Genomic DNA, 21,182 nt, shown 5'->3' with positions numbered 1-21,182 from the left:
CTGCGCAGCCGCCGACCGAGCCCCACACCCACGCAGATCATCACGGAGATGGGCGCGAAGAGGGGATGGGTGTGGCCGAGCAGATGAACGGCGACAATCCAGGCCAGCGCGGCGCCCACGGCACACTGCGCGATGGAAGGCACAATCAGGCCAAACGTACCCAGCCGCTTCCTAACTTGATCACTGAGCCACGTTCGCACTCCTCCACGATCGTGGATCTTTATGACATTAAGATCACATTTGCCCCGAATTCCTCTGATTCGGGCTATTCGAACAAGATCAGGGTGGCCACGGCCTCGCGGAGTGGATCTGGCCGAGGACGGGTGGACGGTCGGTGACAACCTCACCACCATCGCCTGGGGCCGCGCGGTGGGACTCCAGACCATCCGGATCAGCCAAGGCACGTGGCCCGACCACGAGCACCAGGCCGACCACCTCGTCACCGAGTCCCTGGGCAGCCCTAGAGGCCGGCCGAGCCGCACACCGCTGACCGGCTGGACTGGTCCAAGGCGGTGATCGACAGGTCGCAGGTGCGGGCACTCAATTGCGTCGGTGGGTGCTGCGAGCATGACGGGATGATCGCGACTCCTGACGACTACTCCTGGTTCTCCCCCGAGCGCTTCCCCAACCTGGCGGATGCCTACTGCTTCACCTACGTCCGCGGCCTGACGCCTGAGGAAGTGGTGACCCGGCTCGGCGTCCGGGTTGAAGACTGCTCTCGCGTGACGCTTGATGAGCTGATCCGGCGGCAAACCTTCGGTGCCGTCGCCGTTGGAGACTGGGTACTCCTCGTCGAGGCCTACAGTGGGCTTGGCGTCACCGAAGAGATCATTATGCCGCTGTTGGCGGGCACCCGCCTCGTTTCCCACTTCTACCTCGACGTCGACGACATGGACTACTTCCACTGGATCGACGACGGGAAGATCCAGTTCATGTTCAGGCACCATGAAAGCTACTCGGAGGAGATGCCGGACGAGCTCGCAGAGACCATGGAGCGGATCGGCTCCACCTACCCACCGCACACCGATCCCCGCAAAGGGCCGGCGTTCCTCATGGCCGAGCGCCTCACCGGGATCACGATGACGCCGCAACTGCTGGAGGAGTCCACCTACCTGGGCGGAGTCGTTCCCGGATCGAGGTGAGCGGAACCCGCCGTCCACGGCCCCCGAGGGTCGGCCGCGGACGGTGGATCACTTCGCCGCGCATTCCCGCGGAGTGGAAGAGCGACTGGAGCCGTTGCGGCTGAGCACAGAGGAACTGCGTGTTTCGCAGGTTCTCCTCGGCACCGTCGCTGTTTCGGCGTCCGGTGCGGCAGCGACGGAACCAAGGAAATACCCCGCGCCGCCGACGACCGAGCCGGTCCCCGGCTCTCTCGCCCCACTCCTCGACTGGATAACCGCCGATCTCGACCGGCCGCTGCCCCGGAGGACATGGCGGCCCGGTCGGGGATGTCGGCGCGTACCCTCAGCCGCCACCGCCTGCCCCTGTCCAAGATTCGCTGTCATGTTCCCATCCGCACACCGGAGACCGGATCGATCTCGTCGGCCGGCGGGCTCGATCCGGTCGCCATGGCTGATCGTCCGGAACGTTCCGTCAAGCGCCCGGCCAACGTAGCCACGGCGTTCGACAGGTCAGCAGGTTCCTGATCGAGGTCCAGGACGTGTATGTGCACCCTGATATCCGAGTTCTCGATCTGGTACGGCTCCGCTGACGGCGTCCCGGAGGCGTAGACGAGGTGCCCCTCGGTGAGACCGAGAGCGGTGCAGTAAGAGATCAGTTGAAACAAATGCCCCATCGACGGAGCACCGTCCAGCGTCCGGTATTTCGCGTCGACGACCGCTTCGGGCCGCCCGTCGCGATGGACGAGGATGTCGGGCCGGAAGAGCACTCGCCTCTGCCGATCCAGCCGGTGCCCCTGCTGGGCGGCACAGCGCAGGCCGTACGCCGGGAGCGCGGTGGTGAGTTCCCGGGTGAGGAAGCGTTCGAAGATCTGGGCCATGTTCAGGATGAACCCGTCGATCTGTATCGCCCGCGTCCCCTCCTGCTGAAGTGAGGCTCCGGAAAGGAGCAGTTCGGCCAGCCGGAGCGCGGGGACATATCGCTCGTTGAGCCGGGTCGGTCGCCATGGCGGCAGCGGCGCTCCGGGGCGGACGGGGACGACGCCGACCAGCCGCGCGCTCAGATGTCGCAGCAGCGCGAGCGTGGTGCCCGCGACGTCAGGCAAGGCTTGGGCGAGTTCGATCGCGCCGAGCAGGATCCGGTTCTCGGGGATGTCGGCCAGGTAGTCGTCGTAGGCGACCTCGATCGCGGTGGGCAAGCCCATCCGGCGGCTCAGCTGGGCGCTGGTACGTATCCGGCCTCGCACGACGGTGAGAGCGTCCTCGCGGTGGACATAACCATGCAGAACCCCGCCGCGAAGCACACGCTCCGCAGCACGGGCGAACACGGTGGTCAGCGCTGGGACGAGCAGGTCGTCGGCAGCGGCGGTGATCTCGCGGTTCTGCCAGATGTCGTCGCGTTCGAGCAGGCCGAGCAGCCGCCGCACCGGCAGTTTCGGCCGGACGCGCATCTCGACGGCGCCGTCGCCGTGGCCCAGCCGTACGGTCCCGACCCGCTGGCGCCCGGCGAGCCGCCACAGCCCGCCCCCGGTCGGGGTGATGGCGACCAGGTCGGGAACTGTGGCCAGCGTGGCGACCTGCGCCGGAGTCAAGGGCCGGGGCGGCTCGGCCGTGGCCTCTTCGAGGTGGAGATGCAAAGTCACGGCAGGGTGTGGCCGAGCGCGGCGAGCAGGACCGTTAGGCCGTACTCGGTCTCGATGTCGTCGATCTTGCCGTAGAACTGGTCTTCCAGCAGGGGCAGGATCTCAGCCGCCCAGATGAGCTCCAGTCCACGCCGGGTGGCCACGCTGGGCGTCATCAGGTAGGAGGGGCCGACGGCGCGGTCCGGGTCCTTCAGGCGGCGGTTGACCTCCTCCAGCAAGAGCGCGGGCAGGACGGGGAGGCGCTCGCGCTCCAGCCAGCGGCGTAGCAGCCCGTCGACCGGGGGCCGGTCAGGGGTCAGGGCGCGGAAGACGAACCGACGGCGCATCGCCGCGTCGATCAGTGCCACCGAGCGGTCGACGGTGTTCATCGTGCCGATGACGAAGACGTTCTTGGGCAGCTTGAACGGCTCGTCCGGCGAGTACTGCAGGGTGATCTCGTGGTTCCGGTACTCCAGCAGGAAGTACAGCTCGCCGAACACCTTGGCCAGGTTGGCGCGGTTGATCTCGTCGATGACCAGGACGTACGGCCGATCCGGCTCCTTCTCGGCGGCCTCAACGGCGTTCTTGAACGGGCCGGGCACCAGGTCGAAGCCGATCGTGCCGTTCTCGCCGAGCCGAGGGCGGAAGCCTTCGATGAAGTCCTCGTACCCGTAGGAAGGATGGAACTGCACCAGGCTGGTGCGATCAGGACCGGCCAGAGCCTCGCCGAGCTTGGTGGCCAGGTAGGTCTTGCCGGTGCCGGGCGGGCCGTACAGGATCATCTGTCGTTTGGTGGTCAGCAGGTCGGCGGTCTCCCGCAGCCAGCTGAGCGGCATGAGCAGGTCGTCGGCGAACATCTGGGTGAGTGCCGGGACGATCAGGTCGCGGGTCTCGTCCCGGGCCAGCACCTCGTCGGTGAGCTGTTCCTCCAGTCCGGCGCCGGTGGCCAACGCCGCGATCACGCTGGTCAGCTCGCAGATCGTCATCGTGGTCTTGAGCTTGGCCTGGGCTTCCTCGGGGAGGGCCTGGCGGCTCATGGCGACGGGGTTCCACTCGACCGCGCGGCGGCGAGCCAGGCCACGGTCGGCGGATTCGTCGTGATAAGCGTCACCGGTGACGGTACCGATATAGACGGCGTCACCGTCGACGGTCGCGACGAGATCACCAGGTTGGAAGCCGCTGAGGAACCGCCACAGCTGCCCGGTCGCGGCATCCTTCGCGCCTTGTTTGGCGTCGGGGAGTCCGGCGGCGACAGCCTCCTTGACCTGCTGCCGGGACGCGCCGGCCGGTAGTCGTTCGATGTCCGCAAAGCTGACCGAGCAAAAGCCCTCACTCAACCACAGCGGGATCGCGTTGACGCCGTCGACGTTGGCCCCGCGCACCAGCCAGCCCTTCTGCGGCCGCGGTGGCGGAGGCGGCTCCCAGCGAGACCGCCAGGGCTCCTCGTAGAAGCTGAACTGTCCGCCGTGTTCCGCTTCGATCCGTTGGCGAATGGCGTAGATGTCTCGGTCGAGATCCCCGGTCGGCTCGGCAAGCCGGTCGGTGAAGGCGTCACGGATGAGTTGCTTGTTGCGCTCGACCGAGACGGGGGCGAACACATCGGGGAACAGCAGGAACAGCAGCACGTGGAACTGGGCGCGAGCCCGCGACTTGCCGTCGTAGTCGGTGAGCACCGATTCGGCCAGTTCCCGGAAGCGCCACGGATCCCGCAGAGCGGATTCCCGCTCCTCGGGCGACAGCTTCACCAGCAGCCGTGTGAGGCGGATGAGGAAGGCGAACTGGGCCCAGCGGTAGTTGAGGAACGCCTGGCCCCCCTTCATGAAACCCGGTGAGGCCGCAGCGGCCAGCCCTTCGGGCACCTTCACGGGGAAGGACGCCCACGAAAGCACGCTGTCCAGGATCTCGAATTTACGATTGACACCGATCGTGGCCGGGCTCAGCGGCATGACGTTGAGATAGAGCAGTTCGGCGGCGAGCACGATCGCCTCGTCGCTGCCTTCGGCGATCTGCCGTTCGAGCTTGACCAGGAACTCGTCAGAGGACTCGTCGAAGTTCTCCACGAACCGGCGGAACAACTCGTCCGCCACCTCGGGGGTCCAGGCGCGCAGGCCGGGAGCGAACGACGACTCCCCGGTCAGAACACCGTTGTCGACCACCTGGCGTGTCGCACGGCACACGACCACGCCCTGCTTCCGATCCACATGGGCCCCTTCCGCGTAATCTTGTCCCCTACACATCTTCATGTGTCCCGCAGGACGTTACGCAGGGTTGACCAGAAGGCGTTTCTCCCTCGCCTCTGTGCTCTTGGCCAGCAGGCTCCACCTCTACCTACACCGACCTGACCGGCGGAGACCCTTCCCCTCGACATAACAATCGAACGGTTGCGCTAACGCGCCGCAAAAACACCACGATTAGGCGTTTCGGCCAAACAGTCAAAGATGACGAAATATAATACTCGAAGCTGCGGCACCCGTGCCGTAAAGATCAAAATCCCCCTTTGCCCCCATTTGCCCACTTGGTCACCGAAAGCATCCTTAGTCCCGCGAGGGATTTCGGCTTACCGAGTGGCGTTCACCCGGCCCGTCTCGACAATATTTTCGAATACGATAGATGGGGCCGGCTTTTCAAAAATGGCGGAGTATCTGCATAACGTAGGCGGATACTCTTCGGCGAGTGATGACTTGTGCTGATCACACACAAGATGGGTGAGACATGGAGCTGGACGACCCGAAGGATTTTCCGGCGGAGGCGCGAGCGCGACTAGACCTTTATCGGTACGCGACCGCCGACAAGCACGCCCATGAGTACGTAGCGCTGATGCGGCTCTTCACCAACACCTTGCTCACGGATTTGTCAGCCACGGAGGCCGCCGCGCTGCTGGAGGAGGCCGGGATCACGCTGTCGGCGGACGACGTCGAAGACCGATGCCGACGACTCGAATCATGGGGAAATCTGGTTCGATCGGTGCGCGACGCCCGGGTGGCGACCGTATCCGAGTGGCTGCGCTCCCGTTCCCGATATCAGATCTCGAAACTCGGCGGCAGGGCACACCGGCAGGTCGAGGAGCTGCTCTCCGCGACCGACGGAGCGCGAGAGGTGGCCCGTGAGCTGCTCGGGAGCACAGCCGAGATCCTCGACCACATCCTGGCGCGGCTCTCGGGCGGCCGGCGGATGGACGCCGAAACGCTGGCCGCCGATGTAACGACTGTCTTCAACAACCAGCGATTTTTCACCGAAAGCGTGCGAGATTTCTACGCTTATCTTCATCAGGTCATGTCCCGATATGACCTGGCGGGAGCCGAGTACGCGGCGTTCAAAACCCTGCTCCTCGAATACGTCGACCTCATATCAGCCGATGTCGCCCGGCACGCGCCCGCGGTCGCCGACCGGCTGGACAGGATACTTCCCGATCTTGACCGGCTTCTCGCGGTGCTCGCCGCGCTTCCTGGACTGACCGGTCCTGATGGCAGCCCGGCCGAGCGCTCGCCTGGCCGGACTGCCGCCGAGTGGACCGAGCTGGCCGCGTGGTACGGCAGGGACGGCCGCTCGGGGCCCGCTCAGCTGCGTGCGGCGGCGGAGCAGGCACTCGGTCAGCTCCTCGCGAACGCGAAGCGCATGCTGGCCGCCGCGGGCACCGGAGTGTCCAGGCGTGCCGATCTCCTTCGTCTCGCGACATGGTTCGCCGAGGCCGACACCGAGGAGGCGCACCGTATCTTCGCGGCGGCGTTCGGCGCCTACCCCTCCCGGCACCTGCTCATGGGCCCTGACGAAGTCGGCGGCCGGGCCACGGCGAGCACCTCGTGGTGGGACGCCGGCCCGGTCGACGTACCGGTATCGCTGCGGGAACGTGGTGATCGCGCGGCGCGGGGGCGCACGGCACGCGTTCCCGACCCGGGTCTCGACCGTGAGCGGCTGTTGGCGGAAGCGGACGAGGAGGTCGCCCGCAAGGCCGGGGCGGCGGCCGAGCTCATCGCCGTGGGAGACCTGAGCGAGGCCAGGATCACCCGTGCGGCCTGCGAGCTGTTGCTGGACAAACTCTCCGATCTACTGGCCGTCACACCGGATCTGACCGGTCCGGTCACGTCCGTGGACACAGACCTGGACCTGGCTCTGGTCGCCGTGCCCCGCCCGGGAGGCATAACCCGCGTGTACTCCGATGACGGCCGGCTCACCGTTCATGATCTGGGCCTGAGCGTCACCTCGCTCACCGACGTCGCCATGGCCGATGACGACCAGACGGGGACTGAGGGATGACGATCGCAGCCCACGACGCCGACGAGCGACGCATCGCCGCCCGTGCTCTTCTCGCCGACCCCGTACTCACCTCGCATCGGCACCCTGAGCAGCTCGCCCTCGTACGCAAGCACTCCGGCGCGCTCAAGTCGACCTTCGCCAGATCGCTGGGTTATGCCCTGGTGGTCGAGACCGGTTTCGCCCGGCTGGTCAAGACACCGCTGACACCCGACGCCCCGGTCCGTCCCGCTCGTCGCCCCTCCGGCAGCGAGTTCACGCCACGGGCCTACGCCTATCTAGCCCTGGTCTGTGCCGGCCTGCTGGCGTCGGATGTGGGAGAACAGGTCCTGGTGTCGCAGCTCGTGGAGCAGATCCGGGCGGACGCCGCCGCCACGGGCATCACGATCGACGACACACTCGCCGAACGACGCGACCTCGTCGCCGCGATCGACTTCCTGCTCGCCTGGGGTGTGCTGACGGAAACGGACGGAAGCGTGGTGGCATGGGGTGAGCGCCGCGAAGAGGCGTTGCTGACCGTCAACCGGAGCCTGCTGCCGCACCTGGTCGCGCGCCCCCTCTACCCGCTCGCGCGTCCCGAACTCCTGTGGGCCGACGATCCGAACCTGCCCGACCAGCCCCGTCGTTCCCTCCGTCGCAAGCTGGTGGAGAACCCGGTGGTGCATCGCGGGGATCTCAGCGAAGCCGAGCGCGACGTGCTGAGCAGGGAGCGCACCGAGCTCACCCGCGTTCTGGACGAGAGTTTCGGCCTGGGTCTCGAAGTCAGAGCGGAGGGCGCCCTCGCGTACGACGCGGACGAACGACTCACCGATGTCGCCTTCCCCGGCACCGGAACCGTGCGGCAGGCCGCGCTGCTTCTCCTCGACGCACTCATCGAGGTCCTCGAACCGAAGACCGCCGGGCAGGTGATCCTCGACGGCCGGACCATGACGGGCGTGCTCGCGCCGTGGCCGGTCGTCGACGACAGACTGAGCGATCTCGCGCTTCGCCACGCTAAAGCATGGCGAAGCGACATCGTGAACGATCCGACCCGCTTCCGGGACGAGGTCGTTCACCTGCTGGCGTCCGTGGGCCTGGCCACCGTCGTGACCGAGGGAGTGGTCGTTCATCCGGCCGCCGCCCGTTACCGACCCAGCGTACGAGACGTGTCGGCCACGACACGCGCCAGGCGGCGGCTCGGCACCGATCCGCAGGAGACACAGGACCCGTTGTTCACCGACGAGACCGGAGAGACGGCATGACCACCATGGATCGTACGAGTCCGATCTCCGTGATCGACAGGTCCGCAGGCCTTGAGCAGACCCCGCCACAACACCATCCGCATCGGTGGCGCCTGCATCGGGCAGGCATGATCAACGTCTGGCACTACTACGAGACCGAATTCGCCTTCTCGGGTGGACGTCTGGTGCTGCGAGGCACCAACGGTTCGGGGAAGTCCAGGGCCCTGGAAATGCTCCTGCCCTTCCTCCTCGACGGTGACCGCCGCAGGATGGACGCGACCGGATCCGGCCGCGTGCGCCTCGAGGACCTGATGCGCGCCGGTGGGCAGGAGCAGCCCAACCGGCTTGGCTACCTCTGGCTGGAGCTCATCCGCCACGGCGACGGCGGGGAGACCTCGGACGGGACGGCAGAGCCGGAGTACATCACGCTGGGGGCACTGGTCCGGTTCGCGAAATCCACCGGCGAGGCGAAAGCGTGGTATTTCACCACACCATGTCGAGTCGGACACGACCTGATCCTGCTCGGCGACGACCGTACCCCGCTGTCGCGTGAGGGGCTGGCCGAGGTGATAGGCGCGGATCGCATCGCCGACTCATCGGACGTCCATCGTGAGCGCGTCCGCGCCACGGTCTTCGGGCTGACGGGCGATTCGGGCAAGGAGCGTTTCGCAGGTCTGCTCCAGTTGCTGCGGACACTTCGGGCCCCGGATGTCGGCAATCGGATCGATGAGGGCAGGCTGCCGCAGATCCTGGCCGACGCGTTGCCGCCGCCCAGTGAGGCCGCACTGTCGCGAGCGGGCGAGCAGCTCGACGGCCTCTCCGAGACGCGCGCCGCTCAGCAGAGGCTGGAGATGGCGTACCGGGTGGTGTCCGGATTCCTCGACATCTATCGACGATACGCCGTGGGTGTCCTGAGCGAGACCGCCGACGCCGCCCAGGCAGCCGTCACCGCCGTCCGGAAGGTCGAACGGCGTGCTGAAAAGCTGCACGACGACCATGTGCTGTTGGCCGAGCAGCACATGCAGGCCGAGGCCAAGACGGCGGAGCTGGCGACTGACGAGGAGGAGTTGCGCAGGAGCGCCGAGGGCATCCGCGCCTCGAAAGCGTACGGCGCCGTCCGTGATCTCGACGAGCGGGAGCGTAAGGTCCAGGCGCTCGGGGGTACCGCCGAGTTGGCGATCCGGATGGCGATCGCCGCCCGGATCGACGAGGCGGGCAAGGTGGCGGGAGCCGACGAGCGGGCCCGCGAGGCCGTCGAGGCGGCCCGCATCGCCGCGGAGGCCATCGAGGAGACGCGGGATCCGTTGCTGGGCGCCGGTGTACGCGCCACCATGCCCGGTGTCGCCTGCGTCATGACCGACGGCGAAGCGGGTGCCATGGAAATGGTCAGGCTCGGTCTACACACCGAACCCGAGCCGCTCACCCGCCCGGTCCCTGCGCGCCTGGAGACGACCCCCTCGGACCTGGGCGGCGCTGTCGACCAGGTGAACAAGGTCTCCCACACGGCGACACAACGTGGTACGCACGCGGGCACGCGCCTGGAGCAGGCGCGCCGTCTCGACGAACAGGCACGCGATGTGGAATCGGCCGACAGGAAAGCCTCCGAGGCCGAACAGCGGCTGACCGACGCCGTGACGGAGGCGGAGGGGGAGGAAAGGGCCAGAGACGCCGCCGCGCTCGCTCTCGCGCGTGACTGGACGGCTTGGATAACCGGTGAGCGGACCCGGACGTTGCTGAGCGGCGTCGATTGGGCGGCGACCGCTCTCCGGCCGGTGCTCGACGACACCGGCGCGCTCGTCGGCGACGACACGATGGATCTGCTCACCGCGCTCGACCACGTGGTGAGGCCGGCCGCCGACGCGGTTCACGACCGGCTCTCCCGCGCTCTCGCCATGCTCGACTCCGAGGACCGGGCGGACAGGGAACGACGGCAGGTGCTGGAGGACGAGCGGAAGGGGTTGCTCGCCGCGCGCGATCCGGATCCGCCCCTGCCGCACTGGACACGCAAGGTGGGCGGCGACGAGGTGCCGTTGTGGCGTGCCGTCGACTTCGCCGCCCAGCTGAACGAGGGGCAACGCGCGGGTCTTGAGGGCGCCCTGCTCGCCTCGGGACTGCTGACGGCCACGATCACGGGCAGCGGTCTCGCGGCCCCGGACGGCCGGCTCCTGCTGCGCGCAACCGGCCCCCTCGCCGCGAATCCGCTGAGCGACGCGCTGGTCGTCGAGACCGCGTCCGCGCTTCCGGCGGAACTGGTGCGCGACGTACTCGACCGCGTCGCGCTGGGCGATCAGGACCACCCCACCTGGGTGGACACCGAGGGTGCCTGGGGCAACGGTCCCCTCACCGGTCGCCACCGGACGGCGACGGCCCGGCATATCGGCGCGGCCGCCAGAGCCGCCGCCCGGGCCGCCCGGCTCACCGAGATCGACGTCTCGCTCGCCGCCCTGGCCGGTGCCACCGAGAACCGAGCCCTTCAGCAGGAGGCGCTGCACGACGAACGCGACGCGCTCGACTCTCACCTGCGCACCGCGCCGACAAGCGAGTCGGTCCGGTCAGCCCACACGCTGACGGCCGCCGCGAGGCAGCGGGTGAAAAAAATCGAGCCGATGTGCCACGAAGCGCGCAAGGCCGCTGTCGACCTCCGCCGGGAGTGGACCGCCGCCCTCGCCGCGCACCGGGTGGCATGTGCCGAATTCGACCTGCCGACCGCCGCTGACGAGCTCTCTGCGGTACAGGATGGGCTCCGGGACGCCGTACGTCTGTGCGGGACGGCCGCACAGCGCCTGACAGAGCTGCGCCACCGTGTCGGCCTGCACGCGAACGCCGTGGCCCGAGCGCGGGCATCTCGGCGACCACGACACGATGCCGAAGTGGCCGCCGCCGAGAAGTGGGGTACGTGGTACGGGGAGGCCGCGGAGCTGGCCGCGATCAGGGAGAACGTGGGCGCCACGGCCGAACAGGCACGAGCCGATCTGCACTCCGCCGAGGCGGGGCTGGTGGCGTGCCGTCGTGAACTGGAATCCACCCGCAAGCGCGCCGCCGAGCTTGCCGGGGAGAATGGCAAGGCCGAAGCCCAGGCGCAGGTGGCCCGGGAGGACGCCCAGCGGGAGCGTGTCCGGCTCACCGAGGCGGCGGAGAGGCTTCTCGCCCGGCTGACGCTTCCCGGAGTGGCGGCGGCCGCGACCGGGCAACCTCATTTCCACGTCCCGTTGACACACATCGATCCCCCCAACGTCGAGGCGGCCGTCGGGGTCGTGATGGCCGCACTGGACAGACGCGGACAGGTCGCCGACGAGAACGCGCTGATCCGTGCCCAGCAGATGGCGGAACGCGAGCTCGCCGGCGGCTTCGACGTCATCCCCACGGTGCGGGACGGCGTCCGGTTGACGGCGATCGCCGACGCGACCGGCCAGCGCTCCCTGTCGGAGGCCGCCGCCGATCTCCACCATCAGTGCGAAGCGGGACGGTTGGCGCTGAGTGACCGCGAACGACGCGTCTTCACCGAATTCATCCTCGGCGGCGTCGCCGAGGAACTCCGGCAGCGACTCAAGCAGGCCAAGGAGCTGATCCAGGCCATGAACGTGAGCCTGGCCGGCATCAGCACCAGCCACGGCATCGGGGTCAAGTTGCGCTGGAACCTCTCCGAGGCCGCGGGCCCCACCGTCGCCAGGATCCGCGCGCTCGTCGCCACGGCCGGCGACGTACGCTCCCCCGAGCAGGAGGACGAGCTGACCGAGCTGCTCAACGCCCGTGTCAGCGAGGAGTTCGCCACGGATCCGACCGCGGGGTACGCGACCCACCTGAAGTCGGCGCTGGACTACCGGTCGTGGCATGAGATGGAGGTCGTCATCACGGGTCCCGCGCAGGGACAGGAACGGAAGATCAGCCGACGGGCCAAACTGAGCCAAGGGGAGATCCGGTTCGTGTCGTACGTGACGTTGTTCGCCGCGGCCGACGCCTACCTGTCCGGCCTGCCGGACACGGCCCGCGCGCTCCGGCTCATCCTGCTCGACGACGCCTTCGCCAAGGTCGACAACCGCACGATCGGAGAGCTGATGGGCCTGCTCGTCCGGCTCGATCTGGACTTCGCGATGACCGGCCACGCGCTGTGGGGCTTCTATCCGCAGGTTCCCTCGCTGGACTGCTACGAGATCCGGCGCGGGGAGGGCACCGCCGCGGTGACCACCCGCATCCACTGGGACGGCCACAATCGTCATCTGCGGCCCGCCCGGTGAGCCCGCCCGCCGAGCCTCGGCTGCCGGAACGCACCCGACGCTACCTCTCCGCCGCCTGCCTCGCTCCCCTGTGGACGGCCGTACGCGGCAAGCTGGAGCGCGGCAGGCTCGCCGTGGCGGGAACGGTCACCGTGACGCTCGACGAGAACGGCGCCGACCGGCTGTCCGGCCTGCTCGGCAAGCCCATCGCCGCAGGCCGGATCCGCGTCTCCCTCACCGCGCTCGACGAGGCCCTCCGGTCCTCGGCGGCGGCCGCGGGCCTGGTCACGGTCGTCGCGCAGCTCACCGGAGACGGTCTTGTGGATCGAGCGGCCGTCAAAGAGAAGGCGCACGCCTCATGGGCCGGCGTATGGGCGCGACTGGACGCCGCCCTGGCGTCCGCCGGAGCCGTGCGGACACATTGGGCCCCGGCGTTCGTCGAAGGCATACGTCGCTCGGGACTGCTGACCCGGGCCGGTATCGATACGGCCGCCGTGGCGGTCGCCCAATTCGCGGCCGTGCTCGCCGAACTCTCGGCATCGGGTGGTTTTGGCGGCCCCATCACGCGAGACCCCGGCTGGGAGATCGCGGAGCTGGCCGGCCGCTGCCTTGGCGACGCGCACGGCCTCGACGACGGCAGGCTCCCCGGTTCGCTCGTGTTGCGTGCGGCGGCCGCCGCGTTCGGCGTCGCCGTACCGGAGACGGCCGAGGAACGGCGTGACCTGTGGGCGCGCCTGGGAGTCGCGACCGACCTGGTGTCGGGCACCGTCCTCGTCTGGTCCCTGCGACCACCAGGGAGCGATCCGTGGTCGGCGATGATGCGGGAACGCGCCGACATGGGGCTGGTCACGCACCTGACCCTGCACGAACTCCGCGGCGCGGCGGCGGACGCGCGGCTCGCCGCCCCCGGCACGCAGGTGTTCGCGTGCGAGAATCCGCAGGTCCTGCAGGCGGCGGTGAGGGCGCGCGTGGCCGTCCCCGTGGTCTGCCCGGCGGGTAATCCGTCCGTCGCGGGCTGGGTGGCGTTACGGCGGCTCGTGGACGCGGGTGTGACCGTTCGCTATCACGGCGACTTCGACTGGCCCGGGGTCGCGATCGCGGCCCGCATGTTCGCGGCCGGTCTGAAGCCGTGGCGGATGAGCGCCGACGACTACCGGAATGCCGTGGCCACCCTCCCGCCGGACGCGAGGCTCGCCCTGACCGGCTCGCCGAACCCGACACTGTGGGACCCGGTCCTTGAGGACGCGATGTGCCGCCGAAACTTCGCCGTCCATGAGGAGATGCTGCTGCCGACCTTGCTCACCGATCTGCGCGCATACGAGGCGGCTCCATCAGCCCTCCCATCGTGAGCGACGGTTCCGGTGCGGGGATGACATCAGGGCCCCGGCGTTCTTGAGTTCTGATGCGGTATGGCGCGGTTGAGGGTTTCGGCAGGTGGCATGCGAAAGAGCACGACTTCTGGTGATCTTTTAGGTCTCCGAACCCAAGATCGCCGCAGGAGTCGCGCTCGTGTCCTCATCTTCCCTGACCAGCCCTTGTTCCGTCCCGTGTCTTGACCGGCTCGCCGACCTGGCGTTGCGGGAAGCGGAACTGGCCACCGACCCGGTCGTGGTGGAATCGGCACTGATACGCCGATTGGCGACAGTGCCCGATCAGCGCTCGGCCTGCGGGCTGCGCCATCGGCTGGTGGTCATCTTGGCGTTGACCGCGTGCGCGACGCTGGTGGTCGGCAGCGACAGCGTGGCGATCTGGCAGTGGGCCGCCCGGACCTCCCAGCAGGTGCTGGCGCGGCTGGGCGCCTACCGTGACCCGTTCACCGGCCTGCTCGTCGTGCCCAGCGAACGAACTTTCCGCCGGGTCCTGGCCGAGGTGGACGCCGACGCGCTGGACGCGGGATGGTGTTGACCCTGGACGCTCTGCACACCACCAAGGCCACCGCTCGCCTGATCACCGAGCAGTTGGAGGCCCACTACATCCTCATTTTGAAGGGAAACCAGCCGCTGGCCCGCGCCGCCGCGCAAGCCCTGCTGAGCGGCCCGGACGCCGAATGGAGCGACACCACCGCCGTTGAGCGTGATCGTGGCCACCACCGCACCGAACGCCGGAGCATCCGCACCGCCGAAGCAGACGACACCCTCTTCCCAGGTGCCCGCAAGTCTTCCGGCTCCGCCGCGACGTCGGCGATCCAGGCGGCGCGTGGACCAGCAAGGAGATCGTGTACGGCATCACCAGCCTGCCCGCCGAAGCGGCCAGGCCCGCCCATCTCAACCATTACGAACACGCGCATCGGGGAGTGGAAAATCGTCTCCACTGGGTCCGCGACGTAACGTTTCGCGAGGACCTCTCCCAGCTCAGGACAGGCACCGCCCCCAGAGCCCTGGCCGACTTCCGCAATCTAGCGATCAACACCGCCCGTCTGGCAGACCGGGCCAACATCGCCCACGCCCGCCGCGACCTTCTCGATCACAACGACACCTTCGCCGTCTACAACATTTGATCAACCCGAAGAAGCGGGACATAGCGAATCAACGCCGGGGCCCTGGCTGGGGAGTGGCACGGGGGTGACAAGTTCAGCTGACGGGCATCACATAAACACGGGCGAACCAGTGGCTGATTTTGGGCACTGTGCAAATGCCCGGTAACTCCCCTATCACCTTCGACGCCCATGACCACATGAACATGCGGCTTGCCATCGACGATCTCACCGGTACTGGTCATTTCGCCGGTCATGTCGTATTCAGCGATATTGTCCACCGTTGGGTCTTTTGCAGGCATTGTGGAGACAACAAACGAATCCGCAGCCCCGATCAAGGATACGATGGCGCCGTTCAGAATGCCCAACTCCTTCGCCTGCCGGCTGATCTCGGAGACGAGTTCGCCTTTCTGGATCTCGATCACGTGCATGGGTCTTCTCCCCGGATCACAAGGCCGATGGTGCGGATAGTCTCGCGCACCGGCTCGGTTCTCAGTGCACGAAGCAGCGCAGCCCTTGCGGCTTCGTCACTCTTTCTCTGGAGCATGACGGCAGCACACCACCTCGCCCCCGCATCACTCCGCCTCCGGTGCTGCTGCCGGTCACCATCCCCCGCCGCACAGGGGCGACAGCCGGTATGGCGGGAGCAGACTCCTGAGCATGGACTGGATCCCGCACGCCTTCGCGCTCGCCGAGCATGCCACCCGCCCCGGATCACCGTGGCGGACCCCCATCGCGGGCACGCCCCGGCACACGTTCGTACCCCGCTGGTGGAAAGCCACCGGCAACGGAGCGTGGACCCTGTAGGACGGCCCCGGCGACGCGGAAGCCTGGAGGGTCGCCGCCTACAGCGACCGCAGCCTCGTCACCCGGGTCGGCACGTCACACGCCGACCACGCCGGGCCGCAGGAGCACCCGATCGGTAAACCGACGTCCTCGTCCACCCTGCCGACCCTGGTCGTGCAGATGCTGGAGCACTCCGCCATCGAGGACACCTCCACCGTCCTGGACGTGGGCACCGGCTCCGGGTACGGTACGGCGCTGCTGTGCGCCCGTCTCGGCGCGGCCCAGGTCACGTCGATCGACGTGGACGCCTACCTCGTCAAGGCGGCTGGGGAACGGCTGGCCGAACTCGGCCACCGGCCGTCCATGGTGACCGGCGACGCCACCGGCTCTCTGCCGGGGCCGGTGGATCGGATCGTCGCCATGGTGTCGGTGCGGCCGGTCCCCGCCTCCTGGCTGGCAGCGCTCCCGGCCGGGGGACGGCTCGCCACCACCATCACGAACACGTCGATCATCCTCACCGCCACCAAAACCGAGGACGGCGGCGCGATCGGTCGCATCGAGCGAGACTGGGCCATGTTCATGCCCATCCGCGCCGGCGCCGACTACCCGCCCAGGGAACGGACACTCCTGGAACGGGCCCGGACCGAGGACGGCGAGGACGTCGGCCCAGGCAGGTTCCCGGTGCTGGATGTGATCGAGTCATGGGAGGTGCGGTCCATGCTGGAACTCGCCGCGCCCGACATCGAGCACCACCACGAGACCGATGGTGACATCCGCACCGCGCTCATGCTCCACCCGGACGGGTCATGGGCGCGCGCCGAGCAGACCGGGCAGGCGCCGCCCGTGGTGCATCAGGGTGGCCCGCGTCGCCTGTGGGACCTGCTGGACGAGGTCCGCGACCACTGGCTGCGACATGGGCGACTCCCGCTGTACGGCGCCCTGGCCCGGGTCACTCCGGACGGGACGATCCACCTGCGGCGCGGCGCGTGGAGCGCCGTCATCGGCTGAACATCGGCCAGACCGACGAGCCACGATCCAAGAAGGCGGCTTCCCTATACGTGGGCTGTACGAGGCGAGACCTCTTAATCGACGACCGGCGATCGTACGGAAGCGCCTTCCCCACGTCCTCGGCGAGGCCGAGCTGAGCGACCGCGCCGCCTCACCGGCCCGCGACGGCCTCACCGGCGGAGCCCTGCGCCCGGCACCGCATCCCTAACTCAAATATCCACAGATCTGGCGCCGAGATCAGGAGCGGATGAACCGTGGGCCGGATATCGGTTCGCCGATATCCGGCAGATCGCGCACAGCGAGAATGATGCTCGCTTATTAAGAATGGACCAGCAAGTGTATTCATGATGAGATGCATCGGTGACGTCCTCCGATATGACTTCGACCGCGAAATACGCAATCGAGGCATATCGCAGAGTGGCTGAGCTTGCGCAGGCCAACGCACCCGCGCTGAACAGGGCGTCCCAGGTGATGCAGACCAATACCTGGGTGGGTGGCGGAGCATCCTATTTCACCAAAGAACTGTTCTCCCACCGCGTACGACTTCAGCAGGCGTTCCAGACGGCGCTGGACGAGATCTCCGCGATGATCGTGCGCGAGGGCGGGGCCACTCCCCCACAGCTACGGGTGATCACCCCGCTCCAAACGAGCATGAGCGCGGGTGCCGGCGGGTTCAGGGGGATAGACGTCGGCCAGATGGAACTCCTCATCCGAGAACTCGACCGGACCGGCGACCCGCTGATGGATGCCGGATCCCAACTGCAGAACGCCTGCTCGACGCTGTGCGTGGCCCCCGGCGCCGGCCCCGCGATCGGCTCCATCGGGGCCTGGGCCGAAACCCAGACCAGAGATCTGCGAAAGCGTCTGGAGACCATCACCCGCGTGGCGCCGATCGCCGAGAACGGGCTTCCCGTGCAGGGACCGTTCCTCGCCATGGGCACGATCGGTGCGGGAGCGGCGGCGTACGGGCTGTTCGGCGCGTTCGACACCGCGCCGAACAAGGCCAGGGACCTGCTCTCCCGCGCGAGCGGCGGCGACGCCAAAGCCCTGGAGGGGATACTGAAACTCCAGCGGGAGGGAAAAGACGCGAGCTTGGCACAGCGGGTCAGCGCCTGGTGGAAGACACTGAGTCCGGCCACCGCGAAGGAGCTGACCAGTGCGGCTCCGGGCCTGGTCGGCTCACTGAACGGGCTGCCCTCGGCCACCCGCGACAGACTCAACCGGACCTTTCTCGACCAGGAGGAGAAACGGTTGACCACGATGCTGTCCGGTCTCACGGAGAAAGCCGGGTGGGCCGTGTTCTCCGGAGAGGCACGCACGGGGTTGGAGGTGGCCAGAGAGCGGGTTTCCCTCATGCTGAAGAGAGTCCAGGAGGTGAGAGCGGCCCTCGCCAAGGGAGGCCAGAACGGCTTTCCCCCGGCGCTGCTGCTCGCCTTCGACGCGGTGAACGCGCACGGCCGCGCGGTGGTGTCGTACGGCGACCCCGACAGGGCACACAACATCACTACCTATGTGCCGGGGTTCACCACCCAGGTCGAGGTCGGCGCCGCCGACTTCGACCGCGCCCTGCTCACCTGGAGCGCGGCAAACAGGTTGGCCGATGGGGGGCGGACGGCCTCGATCGCGTGGCTAGGCTACGACGCTCCCCAGATCGACCTCGGCCTGGTCACCCCTGGCCATTCGGTGGCCACGGACGGGGCAGCCGCCAAGGGCGCCCAGGAACTGGCCTCCTTCACCGACGGACTGCACGCCACCCACGACCTCGCCGTTCCGGCTCGCCTGACCATGGTCGGCCACAGCTACGGCTCGCTGACCACCGGCAAGGCCGCCACGCTGCGTCCTTCCGGCACGTTCGCCGATGACCTGGTGTTCGTCGGCAGCCCCGGCGTCGGCACATCGCAGGCCGCCGAGCTGGGCGTGGGCAGGGATCATGTGTGGGTCGGGGCCAGCGACAATGACCCTGTCGCCAAGCTCGGGCGCTTCGGCGGAGATCCGGACTCCCCCGAATTCGGCGCCACCCGCTTCCGCGCCGGCGAGGGTGGCCACTCCGACTACTGGATGGACCGTTCGGATTCTCTACGTAACATCAGCCGCATCGTCACTGGAAAGTCCGACGAAGTCGAGAAAATGTTCTCACCCTTTCTTCGATCATCAGATTTATCTCCGTAAGTGGATAGGTCGCGAAAAATCGTGCGAGGCACAAATCGGGTGAGCTGTCGAGCAACCACGTGAACTGCGAGAGGAACTCATGGCACGGCGATTACGTGTACTCGCGGCGCTTACCGCATTGGCGATGATCGGCTGGCTCAGCGGCTGCGTGAAGGAGTCGACGGTGAATGATGGTCCGAATATTTCCGAGGCTCAGGCTCTCGCCCGTGTGGAGGAACTCATCCGCACGGCCCTCACCGGAGTCACACCGACTCCTGGCCTGGACCTTGACCCCACGAGTCTCGCCGATCACCCATGCATCCCAAATGAAGGGAACATTCTCACCGGGGATATCTATGTCATTAGAGTCTACTATCTGACAGGGATCCCCAAAGAGCGCCTTGTACAGGAAGTTCGAAAGATTCAGACAAACTGGGAGAAAGCGGGGCATAAAATTACAAACACATACGCGTTCGACCAAGGAAAGCCTCAATTGTCCGGCAGGACCGGTGACGACTTTCGCCTTGCTCTCGATACAGTCGACCGAAACTCCACCTTGCAAATTCTGTTCTCGGTAGGCTCGCCGTGCTTTCATCCGGACAAACCTTCCCCCACAGCCTCCCCCTGACCCACCGAACTCATTTCCCCTGCTCGCACGGCTCATCAACCAAACGCCACCGCGCCATACCGGCCGAGTCGGGCGTTCGAGGGGGCCTGGGTCCACCCGGAACACCTGGACTCCGCTTGACATCCAGCCAACCTGTACGGACACTGTCCGTACGAAACCTAAGCGGCGGGGAGTGATCTCCCCGCGGTTGAACAGCGCCGCGCACTGCGGCGCCGACCGCCCGACCGGTGTCGGCGCAACGCCGACTCCCGCTGTGGAGGAGCTAGCAGTTATGACCCGTCCCGCGCCAGGCAGCACCGCCTCCCCCAGGCACGACACCAGAAGCCGACTCGAAGTCCGCATCAGCACGGAAGACAAGAACCTGATCGAACAGGCCGCCCGCGCCAGACGGGAGACCGTCACCGGGTTCGTTCTGCACGCCGCTCTCGATGCGGCCGAAGAGGTCATGCGCCATGAACGAATCACCGTGGTGCCCCCCGACTTCTTCGAGGCGATCATCGACTCACTTGATGCACCCCCACAGCGGAACGAGGCACTGACCCGTGCCGCCCGGGAGAGCCGAGAGATTCCGAAAAGGAAGTAACGGTGTATGACCCTCAGCCGCTCAACCAGCAGCACCACATGGATTCGTTCGACTGCGGGAAGGAGGAACTGAACTTCTGGTTGAGCACGTCAGCCCTGCAGGCTGAACGGAACCGCACCGCCCGTACTTTCGTGTGGACCTCGGACGGGGAGCACGACGTCGTCGCCTACTACTCCCTTGCCGGCCATCTGCTGCAGAAAGACGAAATCCCTTCCAGGGCAGGCCGGGGCGGCCCGAGCCAGATTCCCGCCGTCATCCTGGCGCGACTGGCACTCCACAAAACATTGCAGGGCGGCGGCCTGGGCGGTCGCCTGCTCGTCCACGCCCTCAGCACAGCCCTGGAGTCATCTCGGAGCGTGGCCGCTCGCCTGGTCGTCGTCGACGCCCTCGACGAGGAGGCGGCGCGCTTCTATGAGAAGTACGGATTCATCCGTGTCCCGGGGAACATGCGACTGGTTCGGAAGATGAGCGACATCGAAGCCGACCTCAGCGGCTGAACCTCTGACCCCTTGTCAGAGACGAGGTGGTGGCGCCCTGCGGCCGGTACCGGACGGGGAGGGCCGCCCGGTGTGGTGGCGTCGAGTCAGCCCGGGTACCGCTCGTGGTCGCCCGACGGGCAGGACGGGTTGCAGAGCACGTCGACCCAGATGTCGGCGACCGGCGCGGTGATCTGCTCGACGGTCTCGGCCGAGATCTTGTCGTCGGTGACGTCAGCCCAGATCAGGCGTACCGCGGCGGCCAGCGTGACAATGCGGGTGCCGCACCCCGCGCAGAGGCGCACCCCGTCGGGCAACTCCAGGATGGACAGCGGGCCGCTCACCGGGATCTCCACTCCGCGCAGACGAACCAGACGGTCTTGCCGTCCGCTGGCTTGCCCTCCGACGCCGGTACGACGCCCCAGCGATCGGCGTAGGCCGTGACGATCGCCAGCCCGCGACCGTGCTCCTCATCCGGACCGGCCGGGACCGGGTTCGGCCACCCGGCGCTGTGGTCGGTGACCTCCCCCCGCACGACCCGCCCGTACTGGAACAGGGCCAGGGTGATCGGCGCCTTCCCGTGCAGGATCGCGTTGCTCACCAGCTCGGACACCACCATGGTCACGTTCTCCGCCACGGCGGACATGTCCCAGGC

19 protein-coding genes are annotated in these 21,182 nt (G+C 67.6%); 14 read left to right on the top strand and 5 right to left on the bottom strand.

Going from position 1 to position 21,182, the window contains the following annotated elements; all coding sequences use genetic code 11:
* Window positions 1-303 precede the first annotated feature (303 nt).
* The gene (locus tag ABT130_RS41460; protein WP_350965191.1) at window positions 304-516 is read left to right on the top strand and encodes a hypothetical protein; all 213 of its coding nucleotides are present in this window, start codon (window positions 304-306) and stop codon (window positions 514-516) included.
* 59 nt (window positions 517-575) lie between these two features.
* Window positions 576-1,142, top strand: a complete 567-nt coding sequence (locus ABT130_RS41455; protein WP_350965189.1) for a DUF6461 domain-containing protein — start codon at window positions 576-578, stop codon at window positions 1,140-1,142.
* A 359-nt stretch (window positions 1,143-1,501) separates the two neighbouring features.
* Here ABT130_RS41455 and ABT130_RS41450 read toward each other — a convergent pair whose 3' ends face one another.
* Window positions 1,502-2,761 carry an McrC family protein gene (locus ABT130_RS41450; protein ID WP_350965186.1) on the bottom strand — a complete coding sequence of 420 codons (1,260 nt, stop codon included), beginning with the start codon at window positions 2,759-2,761 and terminating at the stop codon, window positions 1,502-1,504.
* A complete protein-coding gene (locus tag ABT130_RS41445) occupies window positions 2,758-4,941 on the bottom strand; it encodes an McrB family protein (RefSeq protein WP_350965183.1) in 2,184 nt (727 codons plus the stop codon). Before ABT130_RS41445 ends, ABT130_RS41450 begins: the two co-directional genes overlap by 4 nt.
* A 511-nt stretch (window positions 4,942-5,452) precedes the next feature.
* Here ABT130_RS41445 and ABT130_RS41440 point away from each other — a divergent pair.
* The 6 genes from ABT130_RS41440 (at window position 5,453) to ABT130_RS41415 (ending at window position 14,922) form a co-directional block, all read left to right on the top strand.
* A complete protein-coding gene (locus tag ABT130_RS41440) occupies window positions 5,453-6,994 on the top strand; it encodes a DUF2397 domain-containing protein (RefSeq protein WP_350965180.1) in 1,542 nt (513 codons plus the stop codon).
* Entirely contained in the window at window positions 6,991-8,232 is a 1,242-nt protein-coding gene (locus ABT130_RS41435; RefSeq protein ID WP_350965177.1) for a TIGR02678 family protein, read from the top strand. The genes ABT130_RS41440 and ABT130_RS41435 overlap by 4 nt, the downstream gene beginning before the upstream one ends.
* Window positions 8,229-12,446, top strand: a complete 4,218-nt coding sequence (locus ABT130_RS41430; protein WP_350965174.1) for a TIGR02680 family protein — start codon at window positions 8,229-8,231, stop codon at window positions 12,444-12,446. Before ABT130_RS41435 ends, ABT130_RS41430 begins: the two co-directional genes overlap by 4 nt.
* Complete coding sequence (locus ABT130_RS41425) at window positions 12,443-13,774, top strand: TIGR02679 family protein (protein ID WP_350965171.1); 1,332 nt, start codon at window positions 12,443-12,445, stop codon at window positions 13,772-13,774. Before ABT130_RS41430 ends, ABT130_RS41425 begins: the two co-directional genes overlap by 4 nt.
* A gap of 160 nt (window positions 13,775-13,934) precedes the next feature.
* Window positions 13,935-14,330, top strand: a complete 396-nt coding sequence (locus tag ABT130_RS41420; protein WP_350965168.1) for a transposase family protein — start codon at window positions 13,935-13,937, stop codon at window positions 14,328-14,330.
* A 310-nt stretch (window positions 14,331-14,640) separates the two neighbouring features.
* Window positions 14,641-14,922: a hypothetical protein gene (locus tag ABT130_RS41415; RefSeq protein ID WP_350965165.1), complete on the top strand. Its 282-nt coding sequence runs from the start codon at window positions 14,641-14,643 to the stop codon at window positions 14,920-14,922.
* Here the strand turns inward: ABT130_RS41415 and ABT130_RS41410 are convergent.
* A complete protein-coding gene (locus ABT130_RS41410) occupies window positions 14,910-15,329 on the bottom strand; it encodes a PCC domain-containing protein (RefSeq protein WP_350965163.1) in 420 nt (139 codons plus the stop codon). The two genes, ABT130_RS41415 and ABT130_RS41410, sit on opposite strands and share 13 nt — an antisense overlap.
* A gap of 229 nt (window positions 15,330-15,558) precedes the next feature.
* On the opposite strand from ABT130_RS41410, the gene ABT130_RS41405 reads away from it, so the two are divergent.
* From ABT130_RS41405 to ABT130_RS41380, 6 genes are all read left to right on the top strand, one after another.
* Entirely contained in the window at window positions 15,559-15,705 is a 147-nt protein-coding gene (locus tag ABT130_RS41405) for a hypothetical protein (protein WP_350965161.1), read from the top strand.
* 111 nt (window positions 15,706-15,816) lie between these two features.
* Window positions 15,817-16,692: a methyltransferase domain-containing protein gene (locus ABT130_RS41400; RefSeq protein WP_350965194.1), complete on the top strand. Its 876-nt coding sequence runs from the start codon at window positions 15,817-15,819 to the stop codon at window positions 16,690-16,692.
* A gap of 417 nt (window positions 16,693-17,109) precedes the next feature.
* A complete protein-coding gene (locus ABT130_RS41395; RefSeq protein WP_350965159.1) occupies window positions 17,110-18,861 on the top strand; it encodes an alpha/beta hydrolase in 1,752 nt (583 codons plus the stop codon).
* Window positions 18,862-18,985: 124 nt separating this feature from the next.
* Window positions 18,986-19,468, top strand: coding sequence for a hypothetical protein (locus tag ABT130_RS41390; RefSeq protein WP_350965157.1), 483 nt, complete (start codon window positions 18,986-18,988; stop codon window positions 19,466-19,468).
* A gap of 271 nt (window positions 19,469-19,739) precedes the next feature.
* Window positions 19,740-20,051: a type II toxin-antitoxin system TacA family antitoxin gene (locus ABT130_RS41385; protein WP_350965154.1), complete on the top strand. Its 312-nt coding sequence runs from the start codon at window positions 19,740-19,742 to the stop codon at window positions 20,049-20,051.
* Window positions 20,052-20,053: 2 nt separating this feature from the next.
* Window positions 20,054-20,548 carry a GNAT family N-acetyltransferase gene (locus ABT130_RS41380; RefSeq protein ID WP_350965151.1) on the top strand — a complete coding sequence of 165 codons (495 nt, stop codon included), beginning with the start codon at window positions 20,054-20,056 and terminating at the stop codon, window positions 20,546-20,548.
* Window positions 20,549-20,634: 86 nt separating this feature from the next.
* On the opposite strand, the gene ABT130_RS41375 is transcribed toward ABT130_RS41380, so the two are convergent.
* Together ABT130_RS41375 and ABT130_RS41370 are read right to left on the bottom strand one after the other, a co-directional pair.
* Window positions 20,635-20,871 (bottom strand): hypothetical protein, encoded by a 237-nt coding sequence (locus ABT130_RS41375; protein ID WP_350965148.1) that lies wholly within the window; start codon window positions 20,869-20,871, stop codon window positions 20,635-20,637.
* A partial coding sequence (locus tag ABT130_RS41370; RefSeq protein ID WP_350965145.1) for an ATP-binding protein occupies window positions 20,868-21,182 on the bottom strand: 315 nt, incomplete at its 5' end. The genes ABT130_RS41370 and ABT130_RS41375, both read right to left, overlap by 4 nt.

This window comes from Streptosporangium sp. NPDC001681, from assembly GCF_040298085.1.
Classification (GTDB): Bacteria; Actinomycetota; Actinomycetes; order Streptosporangiales; family Streptosporangiaceae; genus Streptosporangium.
This window is presented reverse-complemented; position numbering and strand designations above follow the sequence as displayed.

Bases quoted from the DNA above. Each gene is read 5' to 3' on its own strand.
- ABT130_RS41455 (WP_350965189.1), top strand. From the start codon at position 576: ATGATCGCGACTCCTGACGACTACTCCTGGTTCTCCCCCGAGCGCTTC.
- ABT130_RS41440 (WP_350965180.1), top strand. From the start codon at position 5,453: ATGGAGCTGGACGACCCGAAGGATTTTCCGGCGGAGGCGCGAGCGCGA.
- ABT130_RS41435 (WP_350965177.1), top strand. From the start codon at position 6,991: ATGACGATCGCAGCCCACGACGCCGACGAGCGACGCATCGCCGCCCGT.
- ABT130_RS41430 (WP_350965174.1), top strand. From the start codon at position 8,229: ATGACCACCATGGATCGTACGAGTCCGATCTCCGTGATCGACAGGTCC.
- ABT130_RS41410 (WP_350965163.1), bottom strand. From the start codon at position 15,329: ATGCACGTGATCGAGATCCAGAAAGGCGAACTCGTCTCCGAGATCAGC.
- ABT130_RS41405 (WP_350965161.1), top strand. From the start codon at position 15,559: ATGGACTGGATCCCGCACGCCTTCGCGCTCGCCGAGCATGCCACCCGC.
- ABT130_RS41390 (WP_350965157.1), top strand. From the start codon at position 18,986: ATGATCGGCTGGCTCAGCGGCTGCGTGAAGGAGTCGACGGTGAATGAT.
- ABT130_RS41385 (WP_350965154.1), top strand. From the start codon at position 19,740: ATGACCCGTCCCGCGCCAGGCAGCACCGCCTCCCCCAGGCACGACACC.